A 22,488-nucleotide genomic window follows, 5' to 3' on the forward strand; every position below is an offset into this window, starting at 1 on the left:
TAAGATGACCAAGCTCTTTTATATGCGATGTCTACGACGGGCTGTGACGCTCCTGCGTCGCTAACGCTACGCTATCTATCGGTGACGCTCTTGAGTTTTCCTCTCTACGAGACGCTGAAACGGGAACACTTGAATAAGGAGAGATGTCTACGACGGGCTGTGACGCTTGAGGATAACGCTTCTCTACGAGACGCTGCGCGAACGTCACAACTGGCTAGTAATCTACTAGAAAACACATAGTAAATGTGCGATCGCCTACTCACCCGCTTTATAGCGATGTCTGCGACGGGCTGCTCGGCGTCGCTCTTTTTTCCTCATTCCGATGTTTATGTTTTTGCTGACATATTTTTAATCTGTTTTGGAATTAGATGTTTAAACAAAATGATTAACAGTTTCAATCGCAGTCGGAGAGAGTTTGCCAGAAGTTGAGTGCCTTATTTTTGTATATATTATTTGATGCAGGAGTTGAAGTATGGAAAGAAGGAAAATAACTGTTGAAGAGTTGCTCAGGTGCTACGCTGCTGGAGAAAGAAACTTTACTGAAATCGAGATTGTACAAGTTAGTCCCTTCATGCAAATCGATTGGTATTTTTAGGGAGTTGATTTGAGTGAAGCTAGTTTTAGAGATGGTGACTTGCACAGGATTGTTTTCTGGATGCAGGGCACTTTTCCAGCGTAGCGTCTTACAAGCACCTATTTTCGTTCTTCTCTCCCGAAAATTAAAAAATATTATCAGTGGATTTTTGCAGATTGATAAATTTCACTTAACTTTCAGGCGGGTTTTACCCCCCATTTTACTATGGAGGCAAGCTACGTGAAAGCAACGTGCGATTTGACTGCAACTATTACGCTAAATTATTTTTAATCTGGTTGAGTTTATTTTACGGAATTCCCCACCCTCTACCATCTTCGATAGTGGCCCCATCTGTGGAACCCTCTTCCAAATCCGAAGTTGATGCCAAAAATAGGATAGGGCGACCCGTAGATGGCATAGGGGTTGTAGATGTAAGCAGGAGGAGGCGCTACGGTGTAATAACCATCTTCATTACAAACCTGAGTAGTATGTTGCACAATTGTTTTAGGTACAACATCCTCTTGCCCAGCATAAGGTAGATTCAAATAACCATCCTGAAAACCACGAGCAAATTCACCTCCCGCAGCCCGAGGTTTATAAGCAACTCTATTCCGAGCGCTTTGTTCTCCTTCTCGAAAACCATTTGCATAAGCATGGGGGTGGTCAGCCGCCGATTCTTTGAGCACCCTATTGTCAGTAACAGGATGACAGTAAACAACCCTATCAGCTTTAGCGGCTTGGGGAAAAAGTAAAGATGTTGAGCCAGCGATTACGCTAAATATTGCAGCAACAACTATTTTCTGCACAGCCTTTAACCTCATTTACGCTTAATGCTCTAAGCCCTTTTACTTTAATTATAAAACCTGAGTTATCAGGTGACATGAGCCAAAAATTATAAATCCCCTGTCAACACCCCTAAGGTCGTTCTCCAAAAATAACCTTTTGACAAAACTTGTATTCTTCACGACAGCCATTGTTGCAACAAAAGTGTCATGATTATCAGGATTATCCGCGAAAGAGTCAATTTTGTGGGTACTTATTCTTTATGAATCGTTAATCTATACTGGTTTTTTAAATAATTTCCTGTAAAATACTGATTATAAACTACGGTAATTGTGTCGATTTATCGTAGTTTTAAGCCCTCATACCTTGACAAACATGCAAATTCTCTGGTTTATTCCTACTGGATCTCATGACGGACGCTATTTAGGCACAGATATTGGCTCTCGTGTTGCCACACCTGATTATTTGCAGCAAATTGCCCAAGCTGTGGATAATTTAGGCTACACCGGCGCATTGTTACCCACAGGCAGTTCTTGTGAAGATGCTTGGATAACCGCCGCCGCTTTCATATCTGTCACCAAGCAGATGAAATTTCTGGTGGCAATTCGCCCAGGAATTACTTCCCCAGGTGCTGCTGCACGGATGGCAGCAACATTTGACCGGATTTCTAAAGGAAGATTGTTGATTAATGTGGTTACAGGTGGAGATCCTGTGCAACTGGCTGGGGATGGCTTGCATCTTAGTCATGACGATCGCTATGATTTAACCGATGAATTTCTCACAGTTTGGCGGGGTATCGTCAGTGGGGAAACAGTCGATTTTAAGGGAAACTACCTGGATATCAAAGGCGGTAAACTCCTATTCCCACCAGTTCAAAAACCCCATCCACCCTTGTGGTTTGGTGGTTCATCTGCTGCTGCCAAGCGAGTTGCCGCTAAACACATAGATGTTTACCTGACTTGGGGCGAACCTCCACAACAAGTGGCCCAAAAGATTGCCGAAGTTCGGCGACTGGCGGCTGAACAAGGTAGAACAGTCAGTTTTGGGATTCGCTTGCATGTAATTGTGCGAGAAACCGAGTCTGCTGCTTGGGATGCTGCCAATGAGCTAATTAAGTATGTCGATGAAGATGCGATCGCAAAAGCTCAGAAAGATTTAGCTAGTTCTGATTCTGAAGGACAGCGGCGCATGAGTCAACTACATAGTGGTAGTCGAAAAACCCTAGAGATTAGCCCCAACCTGTGGACAGGAATTGGATTGGTGCGGGGTGGTGCTGGTACGGCCCTAGTTGGAGATCCCGATACCGTTATCGCTAGGATGCTGGAATATCGCAATTTGGGTATAGAAACCTTTGTGTTCTCTGGATATCCCCATTTAGAAGAAGCATATCGCACCGCTGAATTATTATTTCCTCGTCTACCTTTGCAGAACGAACTTACACCGCTAACACCACCAGTCTTGAGTACTGTTAGCGAAATACTTGGCAATGAAAAATTTGCTAAACAACTAACGAGTGCCTCATGACTATGCCAATTTTAGATTTGGGATTTGGGATTTTGGATTAAGCAAAAACACCAAATTTCAAGTCTAAAATTTGATGCTTCTAGATTTATCCTTGTGGACAATCTAAAATCGTTCGACTGAGTGTTCGCGTAGCGTCTCGTAGAGAAGTCGAAGTCTAAAATCTAAAATTCCATGACTATTACCTTTAAACACACCAAAAGCAACAATAATATATCCCTGAGCGAGGTGTTAGACAACCCGCGAATCGAGAAAATAGTTCCCTGGATTGTGCCCCTTCTAGTGTTACTACTTTGGGAACTTGCTTCCAGAACTGGTTTCCTCTCAACTAGAATTTTACCAGCCCCTAGCGGTGTAATTGCTACAGCGATTAAACTAGCTTCCACGGGAGAACTTTTTCATCATATAGGAATTAGTGCTGGGCGGGCGATATCTGGTTTTATAGTTGGTGGTAGCATTGGGTTCGGTTTGGGATTGCTCAATGGCTTTTCCCGTGTAGCAGAAAAGTTATTAGATAGTTCCCTGCAAATGCTCAGGACTATCCCAAATTTGGCTTTAATTCCGCTAGTAATTCTCTGGTTTGGTATTGGCGATCAAGCCAGATTATTTCTAGTGTCTATAGGGGTATTTTTCCCGTTATATCTCAATACATTTCATGGCATCCGCAGTGTTGATCCAGGACTAATTGAGATGGGAAAAGTCTATGGATTGAAAACACCACAACTTCTGTGGCAAATCATTTTTCCAGGAGCGTTGTCTTCGATTCTGATTGGTGTCCGTTATTCCTTGGGGATTATGTGGCTGACATTAATTGTGGCAGAAACGATCGCGGCAGATTCTGGTCTTGGTTATATGGCAATGAATGCCCGTGAGTTTATGCAAACCGATGTTGTAGTCTTAAGTATTGTGATCTATGCGTTGCTGGGTAAATTAGCAGATGCTGTTGCCAGAGGATTAGAAAAAAAATTCTTGGCTTGGAACCCCAATTATCAAAATTAGTAAATGCTGAAGTTACCATCAAAGGTTAAAAATTCTGGATTTTAACTTTTGACTTTTATTCATTTGGAGTGTGATTTGCTTTCTTCAACGTCTCATCAAATAATTAAATCCCGATTGTTCTAAAAAAGGAGATTTTGCAAGTGAGTTCTAATATACAGGGTACACAACTAAGTATTTTGGATTTGACGAAGGCTTTTGGTAAGAAAACTGTTTTAAACTCGCTGAATTTAGAAGTTAAAGCAGGTGAGTTTGTCGCTATTGTCGGACGTAGTGGTTGCGGTAAGAGTACCTTATTGCGTCTTGTGTCAGGATTAGATAAAGCAACTTCAGGCGGAATACTACTGGATGGAGAACCCCTGCATAGACTCAGCCGCTTTGTAACAGTTATGTTTCAAGACCCCCGCTTGTTGCCGTGGAAGCACGTTGTTCAGAACGTGGGGTTGGGTTTGGAAGGTAATTGGCGGGAAAAAGCTTTGTGGGCACTCGATAAAGTCGGACTCAAGGATAGGGCTGATGAGTGGCCGTATGTCTTATCTGGTGGACAACGGCAACGGGTGTCATTAGCAAGAGCGTTAGTTAGTCAGCCCCGTTTGTTGTTGCTAGATGAACCCTTGGGAGCATTGGATGCTTTAACTCGCCAAGAGATGCAGAGTTTAATTGAAAACTTGTGGCAAGAACGAAGATTTACTGCGTTTTTGGTTACTCATGATGTGGAAGAGGCTGTGGCGTTGGCAGACCGAGTAATAGTGATTGAAGAAGGACAGATTTCTCTGGATCTGCCAGTAAGAATTTCACGTCCACGAAATAGAAGCAGTGAAGTGTTTGTGAATATCAGAGAAACAGTTCTTCAGCGAGTAATGAGCCATGAAGGTACTCAGCCAAATAATCAATTGTTGCAGTTTAGTAGTTGAGATTTAGCTTTTGTTAATTGATTAATATAATGCTTGAGGTAGCTGCGGTAAAATAGGCTACTTCGAGACTCAAGATTGCTAATATGATAATCTTATATGATTTGTGAGAAATAATTTTTTCTAACAAACCACAGAGACGCAGAGAACACAGAGAGAATAAAGAGAGATTTTCACGAATGATTTAGGATTGTTATAGCTGAGTATATTTTAGTGTTGAAAGAGGCTATTAAATGTCATGGTAGTATTTTTTCTATGACTCAAAGTAATTATAAAAATTTTTATTAATAGCAAAAAGTACTTAATTAGACAGAAGCAATTTCTAGAAATAGTCCTGTAAATAGGAAGGAGGTAATCTACCATGAAATTGATTTTACCGGTCGAACTCGTTGCTGATATTGAGCCTCATTTACCACCTGATACAGAGGTTGTCAGGGTAGATGTTGAAGGAAATTTAGACGGGGATGCTAGTGATGCTGAAGTTTATTTCAGTTGGTTTTTATCCAGAAGTCCGACGCTGCATAAAATAATAGCAGCAGCACCTGCACTACGTTGGCATCATGCACCAATTGCAGGGGTGAATCACATCCTGACACCAACTTATTTAGAAAGAGATATTATCCTCACAAATGCAGCCGGAGTGCATGGGATTCCGATCGCAGAATTTGTGATCGCTTATATACTGGCTCATGCCAAACACCTGCCAGAATTATATGCTTTACAAGCAGAACGTCACTGGAAAAGAGGTTTCGCTATCGAAGAGTTGACAGATGCAACCTTGCTAATTATTGGTGCTGGTGGTATCGGTCAAGAAATCGCCGCCCGTGCTAAACCCTTCGGCTTAAGAATTATTGGCAGTCGGCGTCATCCCCAAGAGCTACCAAATTTTGATAAAGTAGTGGGTGCGGATGAATGGCGATCGCTTCTTCCAAAGGTTGATTATGTAGTTATTGCGACACCACTAACTCCAGAAACCAAAGAATTTATTGATGAATCGGTATTGCGATCGCTCCCAAAACATGCTTATCTAATTAATATTGCTCGTGGTGGCGTAGTCGATGAATCGGCATTAATAAAAGCGCTCACAGAAGGTTGGATTGCAGGTGCAGCATTAGACACAGTTAACTCAGAACCGCTACCACCAGAAAGTCCTTTGTGGTCACTTCCTAACATCTTTATCACACCTCATACTTCCGCTCATTCACCAAAAAGTATACAGCGTTCAATAGCGCTATTTATCGACAATCTGAAGCGTTACCAAGCTGGTCAGCCGTTACGAAATGTAGTAAACAAAGAAGCAGGATACTAATACCAATTCAATTAATGAATTGGACAAATCCTTTGGTAGAGATTAGTACAACGGGGGCGTAAATCTAGCTATCATCTCAATTCAGCAGACAAGGGGCAAAATCCCCTTGTTAAGGGTAGGCAAACTGACGCCTACCTGTACTAGCAATTACAACATCTCTACAATGATCTATTCAGTCATGCGAGGTTCATGTGACTATCCGCTATAAACGTCGTCAGATACTCCGCTGGCTTGGTGCGATGACAGGCACTACTACAGCACTGATTGCAACAGCTACTAGTTGTACTAACAGTTCCACTCAAACTTCCTCCAACCCAACAGTTGATTTATCAGGGGTGACTCTCCGCATTGCTAAGTATAAGGGTGGTTGGGATCTCCAGTTGAAGTTAGCTGGACTAGATAATTTTCCCTACAAAACTCAGTTCACGGAGTTTACTGGGGGTAATCTTATGGTGCAAGCAATCAATGCCAATGCCATTGATATTGCATCGTGTAGTGAGACTCCACCGATTTTTGCGATCGGGACTCAGGATGCGGTGAAGATTATTGCAGCCACTAAGGGCCCAACTATCGGACAAACTGTGCTTGTGCCAAAAAATTCTACAGCTAAAACGATCGCAGACCTGAAAGGGAAGAAAGTTGCTTACATCAAAGCTACGACAGCCCATTACTTCTTGATCAAGATGTTGAAGGAAGTTGGTCTGACTTTCAAGGATATTGATGCGATCGCCCTCTCGATACCCGACGGACTTTCGGCCTTCAGGAAAGGTGATCTAGATGGCTGGGCTACCTACGGCTATTCGATCCCCCAAGCTAAAAAGGATGGCGCCAGGGAACTGAAGTCTGCAAAGGATATTTTGAGTGGTAACTTCATGATTGTAGGCGCTCCCAGTGCGATCGCAGATCCAGGCAAAAATGCTGCGATCGCTGACTTCCTTTGTAGGATTAAAAAGTCGCAAGCTTGGCGCGAATCGAATTTAGAAACCTGGGCAAAAAGTTATGCTTCAGCTATCGGCATAGATGAAAGCATTGTCCTAGAACAAGCAAAGCAGGAAGAAAAACAACGCCATGTTCAGGTTCTCCCTACCTCCGATGAAGCGATTGCCTCACAGCAAGAGGTAGCTGATACCTTTGCTGAAGCTGGCGTCCTCCCAGCTAAGGTTAGTGTGAAACCTCTGTGGGACACTACTTTTAATGATGCGATCGCTAAGTGCAGTATTTGACAAAGTACTAAATATCGAGCCTTGGGCATTGGGCACTGGTAAAACTCTTACTCAGTCCCCAATCCCCGATCCCCAATCACTTGACTTTCAGCACCGACTTACCTAATGATTGGCAAATAACATCATTTTGCGGTGTATGGATACGGCTGCACAGAACGTCACGGTAGTGTCGCTCTAAAGGATTCCTTTTTAATAGACCAGGATTACCAGTCAGTTCTAAGGCAATCTCTACAGCCCGAATCGAGTTAGTTGTGGTGAGATATTTAACAGCTTGTGCCTGTAATCCTACGTTAGGCTGATACTCGTCTTTGTCGATATCTTCAGCCAAGCTATAAATCAATCTATTGTTAGCAAACAGCAGTGCTTCTATCTCACCCACAGCAGTTTGGAAGCGTGGCAGAGTTGCCAGTGGCTCTTTGAGATTAGAAGGCGATCGCTCCCAAAGATACTTAGCAAGCCAGTCTCGCGCACTAGTAGCAACACCGAGATATAAGGCACTCACTGTCAAACTGCCCCAAGTCGAAATCAACGGATCAAAGGATGGTGCAGCAGATATGGGGCTGATATTCAAGGCATACTCCGAGGGGATTAATACATTCTCCAAAATGAGATCGTGGCTGCCCGTAGCTCTCATCCCCAAGTGATCCCAGGTTTCGACAATTTGCAAACCGGGCAGATCGCGCGGAACCAGAAAACTTCCAACTTGTGGTTCATCCTCTGTTGTCCGGGCCCAAACAACAAAGTAACTGAGGATGGGACTGCCCGTGGTGTATTGCTTGTGGCCTGTTAAACGCCAACCCTCCGTTGTCCGTTTGGCAATTGTGGCAGGCAATCCACCTCTAGCTGGTGTCCCTAACTCAGGTTCGACACGGGCCGCATTGAGCAGGGCAATGCCTTCAATCGATTCACGACACAGCCGCTTATATACTTCTGGATGCCAGCGACGGCTACGGCCCGCATGGGCATGTTGAAGATAGTGCATTGTCAGTACTAACGCGGTCGAAGCATCACCACGCGCTATCCCTTCAATGACTCGGCAGATAGTTGGTAGCCCCAAATCCTGACCACCTAATTCCCGGGGAATGGTAAGACTGAGTAATCCTGCCTCATGCAAAGCTGTAAAATTCTCGAAGGCAAAGGAACCATCTTTATCGTGTACCCCTGCACGGGTGGCAAAGTCCTTGGCCAGAGCCTCAACCCGGTCGAAAATATTGGGGATTTCTAAGCTTTTGGCTACAAAGGTGTCTGGCACTACTTGCTCCAACTGTGACATAAATACTCCTTCAAAACTCACTTTACTACTACTAAATTAGAAATATTTTGCAATAAAAAGGGATTGGGGAACTCGGGGCCCCCTCTGGGGATAAGGGGTAATGGGAAAGAATTCTTTTAATCTCTAATTTTTCATCTCTTTGAATGCATCTGAATTTTTACCCCACCCTTGAAGGATATAACTTTGCAGCCGAGGGTAAACTCAAATCTTCTGAAGATGGGCAAGACTCCATCTTCAGAAGATTTGATGTTCTTGCAAACTTGAGATGCTTCCATCAGAGTTAAGCGATCGCAACTATTTGTAGCCTAAATTATGCTTTATTTTCTTCCTCAGTTTCTGACCTCAAACTCAGGTCTTCTGGTGAACCTTAAGTATACTACTTAAAGTCGCTCGAAATTTAGTAATTTATAAGTTTTGTGAGTATGACACAAACAGCTTTCAGAGAGTAAGCCAACCAGAGGATTTAGCGATCGCTCCACAGCTTAACGAGAATCCTTGCCTTGCCAAATAATTGAACCAGATGAAGTGGAATCTACTGCTGGTTAAGAAAACGTTCCCTTTTTGGACTCAAACAGATAGGGCTAAGAGACTTCCAATTAAAAAAATATCCAACTTGTAGGGTGATAATCTTGACGAAGCCATTTTGCTTTTGATCCAGAAGCTGCATACACCACTGCTTGATCGCATCATGCTTAGTATCACTTTTCTTGGCGATCCTCTAGTAATGCTGATATCTTCTTTGAGGCTGGCAATTAGTCCGTTATATTATAATCGTCGCTGGGAAGCAACTATTTTGGGCATAGCTGGAGTCGGCGCAATCTTGCTAGAACCTATCCCACTTGTACATTCAATTTTTGAATGTACTGTACAGAGGAAAATCCCTGCCATCGAATTGAATGGCAATACAAGTCAGTATGGAAGTGCGTAAGCCATCAACTCAAGCTTTTAGCGAAGTGTCCAAACTGTGAAGCAGCTTTCAAAATGCCTGTGCTGTGGGAGGATAGGTGCTGTCATAGATATATGATGCTGTTTGCAGAAATGGCAAAGCAACAGAAGGGCTAGTAACCCCACTAGAAAAAGGCGTCTTTTGGACTTTTAAAACATCGTCTGAGTACTAAATTGTGGTTGTCAAATTAGCTTTGATAATCAGATCATTGAAATCCTTGTCGCTACCACCAGGCAAATCCTCAAAGCCAAAGGTGTTACTTGCTAACAGGCGAATGTGATCCGAGTGATCAGAATTAGCACCCAAAAATGGGAAATAAACCACTGGATCATTATTAGAATTGTTATCTAAAAGCGCATCAGGACTACCATTAACAATAATAAAGAGAGTCAAAATCGCACCAGGTTGGAAAGTACCACTATCATTAGCAGTACCCTGGTTACTGACACTCAAATCAATACCAGCAACCTGACCACGCACAGCAGCCTGAGTATAACCAGCCTGTCCCGTGAGAATATCAGCCTTGCCGTCGCCATTAGTATCAATCCCACCATTTTGATCAGTTACCTGATAAAAGCCGACGTAATCGTTGTAAGACGCCTCTCTGTAAACGTTAAATTCAGCTTTGACTGATTGTTTGACATCTCGCAAATCAATAGATCTCTTGCAAAAGTGCCAGATACGTGGGACAAGTAGATGAGAATTGGGTAGTATCTATGACCTACGAACAAGTAAATAGCCTGAAAGCAGAAGATTTTAAACGCTTGTGTGGTGTACGTCCGGAGACTTTCAAGCAGATGTTAGAGGTAATGCGATAAGCCTAACGGCATGGCTTCGCTTACCGCACAGCCTAGCAAAACGAAAAACCGGACGGCCAGGAAAACTCTGCTTGGAAGACCAATTGTTGATGACATTGGAATATTGGAGCGGAGCCGGAGACGCTCCGCCTCCGGAGAATACCGAACTTACTTTCATATTGGGCAATCTTGGGGAGTAAACGAGTCTACGGCATACCGAATTATCCGAAAAATAGAAGAGACACTGGTTAAATCTAGAGTATTCACTGTTCCTGGCAAGAAAAGACTCTTCAATTCCGATTATCAGTTACAAGTAGTAATAGTTGATGTGACAGAAACCCCAATTGAACGTCCTAAAAAAAACAAAAAAAGTTCTACAGTGGGAAGAAAAAACAGCATACACTCAAGTCACAAGTAGTGGTAGACCAAGCCAATGGTCAAATCATCTGTACCGCTCATGGTAAGGGTAGGGAGCATTGGTATACAACTATAGATGCGATCGCGCTTTTGCTACCTCTTCTGTCCCTAGAAAAATCCTCGCTTCGGCAGTGGTGTACCATTGATTTGGTAGTCCCCAATGGCACGAGCCTTGAAGTGACCGGGATTATGGGATGCTAAGGTGCGGGCGTTGCGCCAATGACGATCATAGTTGGAGCTTTTTTTGGTTGTGGAAGCCCCACCAACTTCAAACAGCAGGGTGGCTGATCTTAGCGCCAGGTCATCGACAATTAATTTGGCTTTGGCTGCACTCAGAGAAGCTGCCAGTGCTGCCGCCAATTCCGATTCCTCACCTTGGGCTTTGGCAACAGCAAGGCGATCAAGACCATCGGCGGCAGCTAAAACGATCGCTTCAGCGGCAAAGGCGTTGGCGGCAATTTGACCGACGGTTTGCTGTATAAGTGGGTCATCTGCTGCTTGCTCGGCTACGGCATGGTAAAAGGTTCTGGGGCGTTTGTGGACGAGGTTTGTTGCATCGCGTAAAACGTTGCGAATAATGCCTGCGTTCACCGCGGTCAGGAACAATTGGGGGAAAATATTATAAGGTAGGTTATCTTTGTCTGTATCTGTCTCCAGAAGTACTTCATCTGCTTCTACGCGGACATTGGTAAACGTAGTTGTTCCTGTGCCGGTCAACCGTTGCCCGAAGCCGTCCCAGTCGTCTACAAGGTCAACTCCTTCGCGGTTGCTGGGAATAATCCCTGTCGCTGTGGTGTCGTCGGGTGTGAGCAGACGCACATAAAGAAAGTCTGCATAAAGGCTACCAGTGCTATAATACTTTGTCCCGTTCAGACGATAGCCGTCACCATCGGGTGTTAATTTGGTATTCACGACTCCGCCACCATCGGCTCGTTTCAGTTCCAGCTCAGTGGCGGCGCTACCGAAAATTGCGCCATCGACGGCAGCTTTGAGCCATCGGCGATTCCGCTCAGTCCGCTCAGAACGCAAAATCCGCTCTATGACGGAGAAATGATTCCGCACAATGTGAGCAATGTTCGCGTCAGCATCCCCCAGACGAATGGCGACCTCGAACAGTTCGCGGGCAGTACTACCAGCACCACCTTCGGCAACGGGTATTCGCAATGCACCTAAGCGCGAACGCCGGATCAGTTCAACCACATCATAGGGCAACTGATCGCGATCAGTTGCCCCCAGAGCGATATAGCAACGGACAGGAAGCTTAGGACAAAAATCAATTCACAATGTACGCTTGTTGAAAGCATCTACCGCCAACTTGTCCTAACGGCTTTGTCCACTGCTATAAAATCGAAAAGGGTTTGCAACTGGGGCGAGCTGGGTGTGACAGGAGCCGAGAACTCAAAAGTGGAATCTAGAACTTTTTCTTCAATTTGAGTCATTGTTTTTCTCTGTAATATTTTTGGTATTTTGGGAATGACAGCATCTAGCTAAAAGACGCGGTTGTGGTCTGGAAGAATCGGTTAGCGGGGCGGGCAAGCCCCAGATTTTCGCGCAGCGTCTTACCCTCGTACTCTTGGCGGAAAATCCCACGTCGTTGGAGTTCTGGCACAACCTTGTCCACGAAATCGTCTAGCCCTTCAGGAACAAAAGGGAACATGATGTTGAAGCCGTCAGACCCTTCTTCAGTCAGCCATTGCTCCATATCATCGGCAATGGTTTGGGGAGTGCCGACAAACGCAAGGCCCCCGTAACTGCCAATGCGTTGAGCCAGCTGTCCAATGGTCAGGTTCTCACGTTGCGCCAGCGCTATCACTCGTTCTCGCGAACTCTGGCCGGCGTTAGTATGCGGGATTTCAGGCAAGGGCCCGTCCGGATCGAAGTCCGAAACGTCATAGCCAAGTGCGCTATTCAGGCTGGCGATCCCGCTCTCATAATGCACCAGGCTATCCAAATGTTTCCGCTTGGCGATCGCCTCTCGGACAGTTTCGCCCACGATTACCAAGACACCTGGAAGAATTTTGATGCTTTCTGGGTCACGTCCGATCGCCCGTGCGCGACCTTTAATGTCAGCAAAGAGGATCTTGCCTGCCTCCAGATTCCCAGCAGGTGCAAACACGACCTCAGCGGTTTCGGCGGCCAGTTGACGACCGGCTTCGGAGGCACCCGCCTGAACGATCACTGGCCAACCCTGGACAGGTCTGGCGATATTCAATGGCCCCCGCACCGAGAGATGTTTTCCCTGATGACCCAGAACGTGAATTTTTGCCGGATCGAAATAAATCCCTGATTCCACGTCCCGGATGAACGCATCGTCAGCAAAGGAATCCCAAAGACCCGTTACAACATCATAGAATTCCCTAGCCCGCACGTAGCGTTCGTCATGCTCTACCTCCTCTGACAAGCCAAAGTTGAGTGCTGCGTCTGGATTAGCTGTGGTGACGATGTTCCAGCCGGCGCGGCCGCCACTGATATGGTCGAGAGATGCGAAGCGGCGAGCGATGTGGTAAGGCTCGTCATAGGTTGTGGAAGCGGTGGCTACTAGCCCGATGTGTTCGGTGACGCTGGCGAGGGCAGAAAGCAGGGTGAATGGCTCAAAGGAGGTGACAGTGTGGCTGCGCTTTAGCGCGTTGAGCGGCATATTCAGCACCGCTAAGTGATCGGCCATGAAAAATGCGTCAAACTTGCCCTGTTGTAGTTTCTGGATGAATCGTTTCAACGCCGGGAAGTTGAAATTGGCGTCAGGTAAAGCTCCAGGATAGCGCCAAGCGCCAGTATGTATGCTTACCGGACGCATGAACGCGCCCAGTTTCAATTGCTTCGATCTGCTCATTAGCAACCCTCCGTATCAATTGGAATTAGATATATAGGCTATTACGAATTACGAATTATCATCTTCTAAGTTTAGAACACAGGCAGGATAGTACCCTTGTAGTTGGCGTTGATAAAATCCTTCAACTTGGGATCGAGAAGTAATTGATTTAGTTTTTGAATGTTGGGGTCATTTGCTTTTTCAGGCAAAGTTGCCAAGCCTGTTGCATATTTTTTATCGGCAATCGCAATGTCGTCTAACACATCACTCTTTTTTGGGCGATCGCAAAACTGAGGTAATTTGATTGAGTAAAAAGCTGGTGGAATAGCAAAAATTGAGAAATCTGAAAGATTTGAGCATCAAACTTCACACATTTCACCTGTTTCACTCATATTTGCTCCGTTTTATTCGCTGTTAAACCTTCGTCAATTAGCGAATGTATTCAGCAAAATATATAGTTTATTGACAAAGAGCTTGTATCTTATCTGTGTTTCAATTACTATTATTACATTAATCTACTGTAAATTAATCAATAATAAGTATTTTAAAAATCTGCTGCAATTGCCATAGTGAACACTGTCCAGAAACTGTCTGTTGACTCTTCAGAGAGCCGATATCACTGAGCCGAGACTATTTTCAATCTCTGGACAAACACAAATTGGTAGAGGTTGCGGGTTTCACTGGGAGCATAATCACAAACTCAGTACCCTCACCTAAAGTGGAATTGACGGCGATCGCTCCATGATGTTTTTCGACGACAATTTGATGGGCGATCGCTAATCCTAGTCCTGTTCCCTTACCAACGGCTTTTGTGGTAAACAAATGCTCAAAAATCTTCTGTTTGACATCATCTCTCATGCCGATGCCGTTGTCTTGAATGCAGATGCGGACGAATTGACTATCATTTGACAGTTCAGTTTTCACTGTAATCCGGTTTGGGTTCAGTTGAATATCTGTGAAACTCCGTCCTATATTGGAGTCTTCTAAAGCATCGATCGCATTTGCCAGAATGTTGATGAACACTTGATTAAGTTGTCCTGGAAAGCATTCGATTTCAGATAAATTAGCGTAGTCCTTGACAATTTCGATCTCTAGATGGTCATCACTGGCTTTCAAACGGTGTTTCAGAATCAGAATTGTGCTGTCGATACCCTCATGAATGTTAAAGGACACTTTATAGTCTTGATCGGCTCTGGAAAAGGTACGTAAGCTCGTGCTGATGTGGCGGATGCGTTGAACTCCGAGTTCCATTGAATGAATTAACTTAGGCAAATCTTCTCGCAGATATTGCAAGTCAATGGCGGCAATTTCCTCTGCAATGTCTGGTTCAGGATCGGGCATTTTGCTTTGATACAAGTCAATTAACCTAAACAAATCGTTAACGTAATCAGTTGCAGGCTACAAATTCCCAGCAATAAAGCCAACAGGGTTGTTGATCTCGTGAGCAATACCAGCCACAAGATTGCCCAAAGCAGACATCTTCTCGTGCTGCACCAACTGGAGTTGGGTTTCCTTGAGATGATGCAAGGCTTGGGAAAGTTCAGTGGTTCGTTGTTCAACTTGTTGTTCTAGAGTTTGAGTGAAGCGTTGTACTGTCAATTGGGTTTGAATCCGAATCAACATTTCCTCAACCTGGAACGGTTTGGTAATGTAGTCTAAGCCCCCTACCTGAAATGCTTTTACCTTGTCGAGCGCATCATCAAGGGCACTGAGAAAAATCACAGGTATAGCACGAGTGTTATCGAAGGTTTTGAGTTGGCGACATACTTCATAGCCATCAATATCAGGCATATTGATATCTAATAGAATCAAATCTGGAGGTGCTGCCTGAGCCGATCGCAACGCCATAGTACCATTTGTAGCTTTACGTACTATGTAACCCTGCTCTACTAACAGATTAGACACTAAGCGGAGATTGTCTGGCAGATCATCGACTACAAGGATTTCGGTTTTGGATGGAATTTTCATATATGAAAGATGATTAATAAATAGTTTTAGTGACTCAATTTTGGATTTGAGATTTTGAACCTTTCAATCGCATTATCCAAAATTTAAAATCTAAAATCTGGTAAGTTCAATCAGTGTGTCAAACTCAAAGTTATCGACCAAATGTTTGAGCGCTTGTACTGTCGCCGAGTTTTGATCGGGAATTTTTTGGATCAGTTCCATCAAATATTGATCCCGTCCAGCGGTAGCAGCAGAGTGAAATTCACTCTGCCATTCGCTCCCCATGCTACCCAGATCGGATGATTGCAATTTAGCCGTTGGCAAATGCGCTTGTGGTTGATTTGGAGTTTCCTCATAAACGTATAGCGCACCAATATGTTTTGCCATCGCGTCGAAAATTTCGTAGTCTCGAAACGGCTTTCGCATAAAATCATCGCAACCGACTGCCAAAATTGCGGCGCGTTCTTCTTCCAAAGTGCTAGCAGTCAAGGCGATAATTTTTGGGCTATTACTGTTGGCTTGGGTTTTGATGTATTGTGTAGCTTCAATGCCATTCAGCACTGGCATTCGCATATCCATCCAAATCAAGTGGGGTTGCCATTGTTGCCAAATATTGATCGCTTCTTGACCATTTTGGGCTTCCTTGACTTCAAAGCCCAAGGGACTGAGCAACTTCACTAGAATCTGGCGATTGATATCTTTATCATCCACAACTAAGATGCGGTAACAGGGTTGATTGGATTCCAGACCAATAATCTGTTGCTTGAACCGCACAGTTTCTTCCTCAGCCGCCTCAACAGCTCTCACTTGAATCTTGAATTTAACAAGCGTGCCATATCCTACTTGAGAACTGACATTCATCTCGCCACCCATAAGCTGTACAAATTTGCGGCTGATCGGTAATCCTAACCCTGTTCCTTCCTGGGCGTTTTTGCCTGTTTGGGTTTGAGCAAAGGCTTCAAATAACTTACCCTGTTCATCAGCAGCAATGCCCGCGCCAGAGTCTTCTACTTAAAAATATAGGGTGTGGGTGGATGATGCCTCAGAGGAAGCTATCGCCTTGACTCTCAGCGATACACCACCCTAATCAGTAAATTTAATTGCATTACTAATCAGGTTAATTAACACTTGGCGCAATTTCACTTCATCAGTTTGCACATAGCGCGGCACATCTGGTAAATCTTCAAACAACATTTGTAATCTTTTATCTTCGGCTTTGAGGCGAAACATATCTTCTAAATCACTGAACAAGCGATAGAAATCAAAACACTTGAGATTGAGTGTAATTTTGCCTGCTTCAATTTTGGACAAATCCAGGATGTTGTTGATTAGCGTTAATAGATGTTCGCCACTGCGAGTGACGATACTGATATTTTCTCGGTGTTCGGTAGACAGAGTTTTGCTGCGAGTCATTAGTTGAGCGAACCCCAAAATGGCGTTGAGGGGGGTACGGAGTTCGTGACTCATGTTGGCAATGAAAGAACTTTTTGCCTGATTTGCTACTTCTGCTTTCTCTTTAGCGTGTTCTAGCTGTTGATTGGATTGGGCTAGTGCGGCTGTGCGATCGCTAACCCGCTGTTCCAGTGTCTCGAATGATTCTTTGAGTTGTCCTGCCATCTCGTTAAAGGACATGGCTAACTCTCCTAGTTCATCTGTGCGATTGAGTTCAACCGTTTGATTCCAATTTCCTTTGGCGATGTCTTTGGCGGCTTGATTGAGGCGCAGTATGGGTTGAGTCACCCAACGAGCTGTAAGAATTCCAAACACTGTGGCAATCAACAAAGCAGCTAAACTCAGTATAATTGTGGTACGGGTGTTGGCATTGATTTGTTTCATAAAGTCTGATTCGGGAATCGTCACGACTACCAACCAATCCAGACCAAATTGATCGCGCCACGGAGTCACTTGTACAAATTCGCGTTCATTTTGTGCAAGCATAGAAGAATCGCCACCTACTTGAAAATCAAGTTCTTGTGCATTCTTGATTTGCTCAAAGCTGCCAAATCTACGCTGCAAATATTGGGCAGTTGTTTGAATCAGCGGATCGGGATCTTCTAAAATATTAAGGCGTTGCTTCTTTTTACCAGTCCCTTTGAGAATCGGCTGTTTTACTGAGTGAGCAATTAACATTCCATCCCGCTCAATAATGAAAATTTTTCCAGAGGGACTGACTTTCAAATCTTGAAGGAAGTCACCGATCTGAGACAGTGTGAGATCGGCTGCCATCATGCCGATGAAGTTTTGGTTGCGATCGTAAACTGGATGACCAAATACAAGAGCAACGTATCCATCAATTTCTTGCAAAACTTTCACAGGCGACCAATTGGGTTTACGCAATTGTGAGGTTCGGACGAATGGAGCATAAGTCAAGGGATTAAAGTCATAATTACCAATTTTTTGAGTTCGGTTTCCTTGGCTATCCATTTTATAGACAATGTTTTTTCTCTTTGTTCGAGGGGAAACTTCATCGATTGTGATCCCTTCACCCGGCAACCATCGTCCAACTCCTAAATAATTGCTATTGGTTTGGGTAAAGTGCATGTAGCTGATTCCTGGATACAATTCCACTTTCTGCCAAAACTGATAGCCAACTAGATCTAAATCTTGCCGATTAAGTAACCCTGATTCGACTAGTTCAGCATTGCTCCGGGCAATTTGATAAGAAGTTGCTAAGTAGGTATCTAAGTGTTGATCAACTCGTAAGCTGGCTTCTCGAATCAACTGATGAGCTAGATGATTCACCGCCTGCTGACTGTTGCAGAATGACAGATAACCGACTAATCCCACAGCAGCAAAGATTTGCAGCACAAATGGAATCACTAAAATAGTGCGGAGCGTTGGCGCAGCCCGCCGTAGGCATCGCCGCTGACTGTGAGGTATATGATTAGCAAGGGACATAAAACAAACTCCAATCAACACTTTTTATTTGTAGTTGCAGTTGCAGGGCGATAATTAGAAAATCCCCCAACTCTTCATTCCCTACTCTCAGATGAAACTTTGGCAAATCCTTCCTTCAGAGTACCCAGACTAAGCAGGAAACTCACAGGAATCGTATAAGCTAAAAGCTGATTCGTAAATAAAATCTAAAGAGAACTGAATCTGGCTTTACTCAGGTTATAGGCTAAATCAAGAGTAGTTATTAGTACCAATCTAATCGCTCTGGCTTTGCAGCGATCGCTATTATTAAGCCAGCATAAAGCAACGGATAGGTTAAGCGTGAGTCTTACAGTGCAGATGTTACAGACGGCGATGTCTACGACGGGCTGTGCCTACGCTGGCACTAATATCAAACCGCTCAACAGTTACAGCACCAGTAAACTGTCCTGGAATTTGAATCCGTTTTCCAATCAGTTGCTCTACCATTAGCTATCTCGACCCAGTGTAGGTTTTGCCGACATCTTCGCTGGGATCCACTATCTCCTAATTTTATTAAGAGAGAGTGATTATTATTACAAAGCAGCAACTATATTTTTATACCTTAGAAAAACTACCAGTATTGACATGGCGATCGCGCCCTGGATACTGCTCAAAGAAATCTTGTTCAGAAATCAGACAGAAGTCCTGTATACAGTTAAAAATTAAGCTAAATTTTGCTTACGTGTTTTCTCCCGAATGATTCGAGATTGCTATAGCAACTAAACTATATTTCAACTTCTATAATAGTGACAAATTAGCTGTCGCTTCATCAGAGAGAAAAAAGCTTTTGTGTATTTTCATAATGACAAATTGACTGTCGCTTTCTATTAAATTAGAATAACAATATGTTTTTATAAAAAAGTTATGTATTATGAACAGTCAGCAAAACCCTAATTTAGCTGTTCATACCTCGGCAATTCCTATGGAAGGTTTACTAGGAGAAAGTGGTACAACTCTTGAGAAGAATGTAATTGTCACACAACTCTCAGAGTCAGCCCAACTCAAGCTAGAGGTAATCCAAAGTTTACTGGAACCCTGCGATCGCACAACTTATGGACAAAAGTTGCGGGAAGCAGCAGAGAAACTAGGTGTATCGTTGCGAACGGTACAAAGGTTGGTGAAAAACTGGGAACACGATGGTTTAGTAGGACTCACTCAAACAGGTAGGGATGATAAAGGAAAACATCGCATTGGTGAGTTTTGGGAAAAATTCATTACCAAGACCTACAACGAGGGTAACAAGGGTAGTAAACGTATGACCCCTAAACAAGTTGCTCTCAGAGTCCAGGCTAAAGCCCATGAGTTGGAGGACTCTAAGCCGCCCAATTACAGAACCGTGTTACGGGTATTAGCGCCGACTTTGGAAAAACAAGAAAAAACTAAGAGTATTCGTAGCCCTGGATGGAGAGGGACAACACTTTCAGTTAAAACTCGTGAAGGAAAAGATTTATCCGTTGATTACAGTAACCATGTTTGGTAATGCGATCATACCCGCGTGGATGTGTTCCTGGTAGATCAACATGGTGAATTGCTAAGTCGTCCCTGGCTGACAACAGTAATCGATACTTACTCTCGTTGCATTATGGGTATCAATTTGGGATTTGATGCTCCTAGTTCTCAATTAGTAGCGTTAGCGTTACGTCAGGCGATTTTGCCAAAGCGATATGGTTCCGAGTACAAACTGCATTGCGAGTGGGGAACTTATGGGAAACCAGAACACTTTTATACTGATGGCGGTAAAGACTTTCGCTCTAACCATTTAAGTCAGATTGGGGCGCAGTTAGGGTTTGTCTGTCATTTACGCGATCGCCCTTCTGAAGGTGGAGTAGTAGAACGTCCTTTCAAAACATTGAATGACCAACTATTTTCAACACTTCCTGGATACACCGGATCTAATGTGCAGGAACGCCCAGAAGATGCGGAAAAGGACGCAAGGCTCACTTTGACAGAACTAGAACAGCTACTTGTACGCTATATTGTTGACCGCTACAACCAAAGTATTGATGCGCGGATGGGCGATCAAACTCGCTTTGAGCGTTGGGAAGCAGGATTGTCCACAGTACCAATACCAATACCAGAACGAGATTTGGATATTTGTTTAATGAAGCAGTCACGGCGCACTGTGCAAAGAGGTGGTTGCTTGCAGTTCCAGAACTTGATGTATCGAGGAGAATATCTGGCAGGTTATGCAGGGGAAACTGTCAACTTAAGGTTTGACCCCAGAGACATTACAACAATTTTGGTTTATCGCCAAGAAAACAATCAGGAAGTATTTCTGACTCGCGCTCACGCTCAAGGTTTGGAGACAGATTAACTGGCATTAGATGAGGCTGAGGCAGCAAGTCGCAGACTCCGTACCGCAGGGAAAACTATCAGTAACCAATCATTATTGCAAGAAGTTGTTGACTGTGATGCTCTTGTAGCTACCAAGAAAAGTCGTAAAGAGCGTCAAAAATTGGAACAGGCTGTTTTGCGTTCTGCTGCGGTTGATGAAAGTAAAACAGAATCCTTGCCTTCCCAAGTAGTTGAACCAGATGAAGTGGAATCGACAGAAACGGTTCACTCTCAATACGAAGACGTTGAGGTGTGGGACTATGAACAACTTCGTGAAGAATACGGGTTTTAAACAATGACAGAAGCTCAAGCGATCGCCAAGCAGTTGGGTGGGGTAAAACCAGATGATCAGTGGTTGCAAGCTGAAATTGCTCGTCTCAAGGGTAAAAGCATTGTGCCGTTACAGCAGGTAAAAACTCTCCATGATTGGTTGGATGGCAAGCGTAAAGCACGGCAATCTTGTCGAGTAGTTGGAGAATCACGGACTGGCAAGACGGTTGCCTGTGATGCCTATAGATACAGGCAAAAGCCACAACAGGAAGTTGGAAGACCTCCGATTGTGCCTGTAGTTTATATTCAGCCTCCGCAAAAATGCGGCTCTAAGGATTTATTCAAAGAGATGATTGAGTACCTCAAGTTTCGGGCGACAAAAGGGACTGTTTCTGATTTTCGTGGGAGGGCGATGGAGGTACTCAAGGGATGTGGGGTAGAAATGCTGATTATTGATGAAGCTGACCGCCTTAAACCTGAGACGTTTGCTGAGGTGCGAGATATTTATGACAAACTAGGAATTGCGATAGTCTTAGTGGGAACTGACCGCTTGGAGGCAGTGATCAAGCGGGATGAACAAGTTTATAACCGCTTTCGGGCTTGTCATCGCTTCGGCAAGTTATCAGGAAAAGATTTCCAAGATACTGTGCAAGCCTGGGAAGATAGGGTTTTGAAGTTGCCTATTTCTTCTAATTTAAATAGCAAGGATATGCTGCGGATTCTCACATCGGCAACTGAAGGTTACATTGGTCGGCTGGATGAGATTCTTAGGGAAGCGGCAATTCGTTCTTTATCTAAGGGATTTAAGAAGATTGATAAGGCTGTTTTACAAGAAGTGGCGAAAGAGTATAAATAATGAAAGCACCAGATGTTAAGCCTTGGCTTTTTATTATAGAACCCTATCCAGGAGAAAGCCTGAGTCATTTTCTCGGTCGGTTTAGACGTGCTAACCATTTATCTCCTGCTGGGTTGGGTAATCTAGCAGGAATTGGTGCTGTAGTGGCACGGTGGGAAAGATTTCATTTTAACCCTCGCCCCAGTCAACAGGAATTGGAAGCGATCGCATCTGTGGTAGAAGTGGATGCCCAAAGGTTAGCCCAGATGTTACCACCTGCTGGAGTGGGAATGCAGCATGAGCCAATTCGCTTGTCTGGGGCTTGTTATGCTGAAGCGCCTTGTCACCAAATTGAGTGGCAGTATAAGTCGGTATGGAAGTGCGATCGCCATCAATTTAAGCTTTTAGCGAAGTGTCCAAATTGTGAAGCTCCTCTCAAAATGCCTGCGCTGTGGGAGGATGGGTGCTGTCATAGGTGTCGAAGACCATTTGCGGAAATGGCAGCGTATCAGAAGCCTGTTATTAACTTGAGAAGCTTAAGAGCTGATTCGTAAAGAAAATCTAAAGAGAATTAAGTCTCGCTTTACTCAGGTTATAGGCTAAACCGAGAGCAGTTATGTTATTGTC

25 protein-coding genes and 2 pseudogenes are annotated in these 22,488 nt (G+C 44.1%); 14 read left to right on the top strand and 13 right to left on the bottom strand.

Annotated elements, in window-relative coordinates:
* Positions 1-27: 27 nt before the first annotated feature.
* Both V7K85_RS34130 and V7K85_RS34135 read left to right on the top strand, forming a co-directional pair.
* A complete protein-coding gene (locus tag V7K85_RS34130; protein WP_334820781.1) occupies positions 28-240 on the top strand; it encodes a hypothetical protein in 213 nt (70 codons plus the stop codon).
* Between the two features lie 232 nt (positions 241-472).
* A complete protein-coding gene (locus V7K85_RS34135; RefSeq protein ID WP_334820783.1) occupies positions 473-595 on the top strand; it encodes a hypothetical protein in 123 nt (40 codons plus the stop codon).
* Positions 596-900: 305 nt separating this feature from the next.
* On the opposite strand, the gene V7K85_RS34140 is transcribed toward V7K85_RS34135, so the two are convergent.
* Positions 901-1,380: a hypothetical protein gene (locus V7K85_RS34140; protein WP_334820785.1), complete on the bottom strand. Its 480-nt coding sequence runs from the start codon at positions 1,378-1,380 to the stop codon at positions 901-903.
* A gap of 352 nt (positions 1,381-1,732) precedes the next feature.
* On the opposite strand from V7K85_RS34140, the gene ssuD reads away from it, so the two are divergent.
* The 5 genes from ssuD (at position 1,733) to V7K85_RS34165 (ending at position 7,317) form a co-directional block, all read left to right on the top strand.
* Entirely contained in the window at positions 1,733-2,881 is a 1,149-nt protein-coding gene (gene ssuD, locus V7K85_RS34145) for an FMNH2-dependent alkanesulfonate monooxygenase (protein ID WP_334820787.1), read from the top strand.
* A 171-nt stretch (positions 2,882-3,052) separates the two neighbouring features.
* A complete protein-coding gene (locus tag V7K85_RS34150; protein ID WP_334820789.1) occupies positions 3,053-3,877 on the top strand; it encodes an ABC transporter permease subunit in 825 nt (274 codons plus the stop codon).
* A 140-nt stretch (positions 3,878-4,017) separates the two neighbouring features.
* Positions 4,018-4,788, top strand: a complete 771-nt coding sequence (locus V7K85_RS34155) for an ATP-binding cassette domain-containing protein (protein WP_334820791.1) — start codon at positions 4,018-4,020, stop codon at positions 4,786-4,788.
* A 358-nt stretch (positions 4,789-5,146) separates the two neighbouring features.
* Positions 5,147-6,094: a D-2-hydroxyacid dehydrogenase gene (locus V7K85_RS34160; protein WP_334820793.1), complete on the top strand. Its 948-nt coding sequence runs from the start codon at positions 5,147-5,149 to the stop codon at positions 6,092-6,094.
* Between the two features lie 191 nt (positions 6,095-6,285).
* Positions 6,286-7,317, top strand: a complete 1,032-nt coding sequence (locus tag V7K85_RS34165) for an ABC transporter substrate-binding protein (protein WP_334820795.1) — start codon at positions 6,286-6,288, stop codon at positions 7,315-7,317.
* A 76-nt stretch (positions 7,318-7,393) separates the two neighbouring features.
* Here V7K85_RS34165 and V7K85_RS34170 read toward each other — a convergent pair whose 3' ends face one another.
* Positions 7,394-8,590: an acyl-CoA dehydrogenase family protein gene (locus V7K85_RS34170; protein WP_334820797.1), complete on the bottom strand. Its 1,197-nt coding sequence runs from the start codon at positions 8,588-8,590 to the stop codon at positions 7,394-7,396.
* Between the two features lie 649 nt (positions 8,591-9,239).
* On the opposite strand from V7K85_RS34170, the gene V7K85_RS36755 reads away from it, so the two are divergent.
* The gene (locus tag V7K85_RS36755; protein WP_442940643.1) at positions 9,240-9,518 is read left to right on the top strand and encodes a hypothetical protein; all 279 of its coding nucleotides are present in this window, start codon (positions 9,240-9,242) and stop codon (positions 9,516-9,518) included.
* 186 nt (positions 9,519-9,704) lie between these two features.
* Here the strand turns inward: V7K85_RS36755 and V7K85_RS34180 are convergent.
* Positions 9,705-10,193, bottom strand: a pseudogene (locus V7K85_RS34180) (DUF4114 domain-containing protein); the annotation flags it as partial.
* Between the two features lie 171 nt (positions 10,194-10,364).
* Between V7K85_RS34180 and V7K85_RS34185 the strand changes: the two are divergent.
* Positions 10,365-10,751, top strand: coding sequence for a transposase family protein (locus V7K85_RS34185; RefSeq protein ID WP_442940644.1), 387 nt, complete (start codon positions 10,365-10,367; stop codon positions 10,749-10,751).
* Between the two features lie 107 nt (positions 10,752-10,858).
* Here V7K85_RS34185 and V7K85_RS34190 read toward each other — a convergent pair whose 3' ends face one another.
* The 10 genes and pseudogenes from V7K85_RS34190 to V7K85_RS34235 form a co-directional block, all read right to left on the bottom strand.
* Entirely contained in the window at positions 10,859-11,950 is a 1,092-nt protein-coding gene (locus V7K85_RS34190) for an acyl-CoA dehydrogenase (RefSeq protein WP_334820799.1), read from the bottom strand.
* 104 nt (positions 11,951-12,054) lie between these two features.
* Positions 12,055-12,189 carry a hypothetical protein gene (locus tag V7K85_RS34195; protein ID WP_334820801.1) on the bottom strand — a complete coding sequence of 45 codons (135 nt, stop codon included), beginning with the start codon at positions 12,187-12,189 and terminating at the stop codon, positions 12,055-12,057.
* A gap of 44 nt (positions 12,190-12,233) precedes the next feature.
* Positions 12,234-13,580, bottom strand: coding sequence for an LLM class flavin-dependent oxidoreductase (locus V7K85_RS34200; protein WP_334820803.1), 1,347 nt, complete (start codon positions 13,578-13,580; stop codon positions 12,234-12,236).
* A 71-nt stretch (positions 13,581-13,651) separates the two neighbouring features.
* Positions 13,652-13,822: a hypothetical protein gene (locus V7K85_RS34205; protein ID WP_334820805.1), complete on the bottom strand. Its 171-nt coding sequence runs from the start codon at positions 13,820-13,822 to the stop codon at positions 13,652-13,654.
* A gap of 373 nt (positions 13,823-14,195) precedes the next feature.
* The gene (locus V7K85_RS34210) at positions 14,196-14,900 is read right to left on the bottom strand and encodes a sensor histidine kinase (protein WP_334820807.1); all 705 of its coding nucleotides are present in this window, start codon (positions 14,898-14,900) and stop codon (positions 14,196-14,198) included.
* 57 nt (positions 14,901-14,957) lie between these two features.
* On the bottom strand, positions 14,958-15,527 hold the full coding sequence (locus tag V7K85_RS34215) for a response regulator (protein ID WP_334820809.1): 570 nt from the start codon (positions 15,525-15,527) through the stop codon (positions 14,958-14,960).
* Between the two features lie 90 nt (positions 15,528-15,617).
* The gene (locus tag V7K85_RS34220) at positions 15,618-16,313 is read right to left on the bottom strand and encodes a response regulator (protein WP_334820853.1); all 696 of its coding nucleotides are present in this window, start codon (positions 16,311-16,313) and stop codon (positions 15,618-15,620) included.
* A 9-nt stretch (positions 16,314-16,322) separates the two neighbouring features.
* Positions 16,323-16,505 (bottom strand): annotated as a pseudogene (locus V7K85_RS34225) (ATP-binding protein); the annotation flags it as partial.
* 84 nt (positions 16,506-16,589) lie between these two features.
* Entirely contained in the window at positions 16,590-18,404 is a 1,815-nt protein-coding gene (locus V7K85_RS34230; protein WP_334820811.1) for a histidine kinase dimerization/phospho-acceptor domain-containing protein, read from the bottom strand.
* Positions 18,405-18,743: 339 nt separating this feature from the next.
* On the bottom strand, positions 18,744-18,869 hold the full coding sequence (locus V7K85_RS34235) for a hypothetical protein (RefSeq protein WP_334820812.1): 126 nt from the start codon (positions 18,867-18,869) through the stop codon (positions 18,744-18,746).
* A gap of 424 nt (positions 18,870-19,293) precedes the next feature.
* On the opposite strand from V7K85_RS34235, the gene V7K85_RS34240 reads away from it, so the two are divergent.
* The 5 genes from V7K85_RS34240 (at position 19,294) to V7K85_RS34260 (ending at position 22,415) form a co-directional block, all read left to right on the top strand.
* On the top strand, positions 19,294-19,902 hold the full coding sequence (locus V7K85_RS34240) for a helix-turn-helix domain-containing protein (RefSeq protein ID WP_334820814.1): 609 nt from the start codon (positions 19,294-19,296) through the stop codon (positions 19,900-19,902).
* 21 nt (positions 19,903-19,923) lie between these two features.
* Complete coding sequence (locus V7K85_RS34245) at positions 19,924-20,736, top strand: transposase family protein (protein ID WP_334820816.1); 813 nt, start codon at positions 19,924-19,926, stop codon at positions 20,734-20,736.
* Between the two features lie 75 nt (positions 20,737-20,811).
* The gene (locus V7K85_RS34250) at positions 20,812-21,048 is read left to right on the top strand and encodes a hypothetical protein (RefSeq protein ID WP_334820818.1); all 237 of its coding nucleotides are present in this window, start codon (positions 20,812-20,814) and stop codon (positions 21,046-21,048) included.
* A gap of 3 nt (positions 21,049-21,051) precedes the next feature.
* Positions 21,052-21,882 carry a TniB family NTP-binding protein gene (locus tag V7K85_RS34255; protein WP_334820820.1) on the top strand — a complete coding sequence of 277 codons (831 nt, stop codon included), beginning with the start codon at positions 21,052-21,054 and terminating at the stop codon, positions 21,880-21,882.
* Positions 21,882-22,415: a TniQ family protein gene (locus V7K85_RS34260; protein ID WP_334820822.1), complete on the top strand. Its 534-nt coding sequence runs from the start codon at positions 21,882-21,884 to the stop codon at positions 22,413-22,415. Before V7K85_RS34255 ends, V7K85_RS34260 begins: the two co-directional genes overlap by 1 nt.
* Positions 22,416-22,488: the final 73 nt, after the last annotated feature.

This window comes from Nostoc sp. (assembly GCF_036917615.1).
GTDB lineage: Bacteria > Cyanobacteriota > Cyanobacteriia > Cyanobacteriales > Nostocaceae > Nostoc.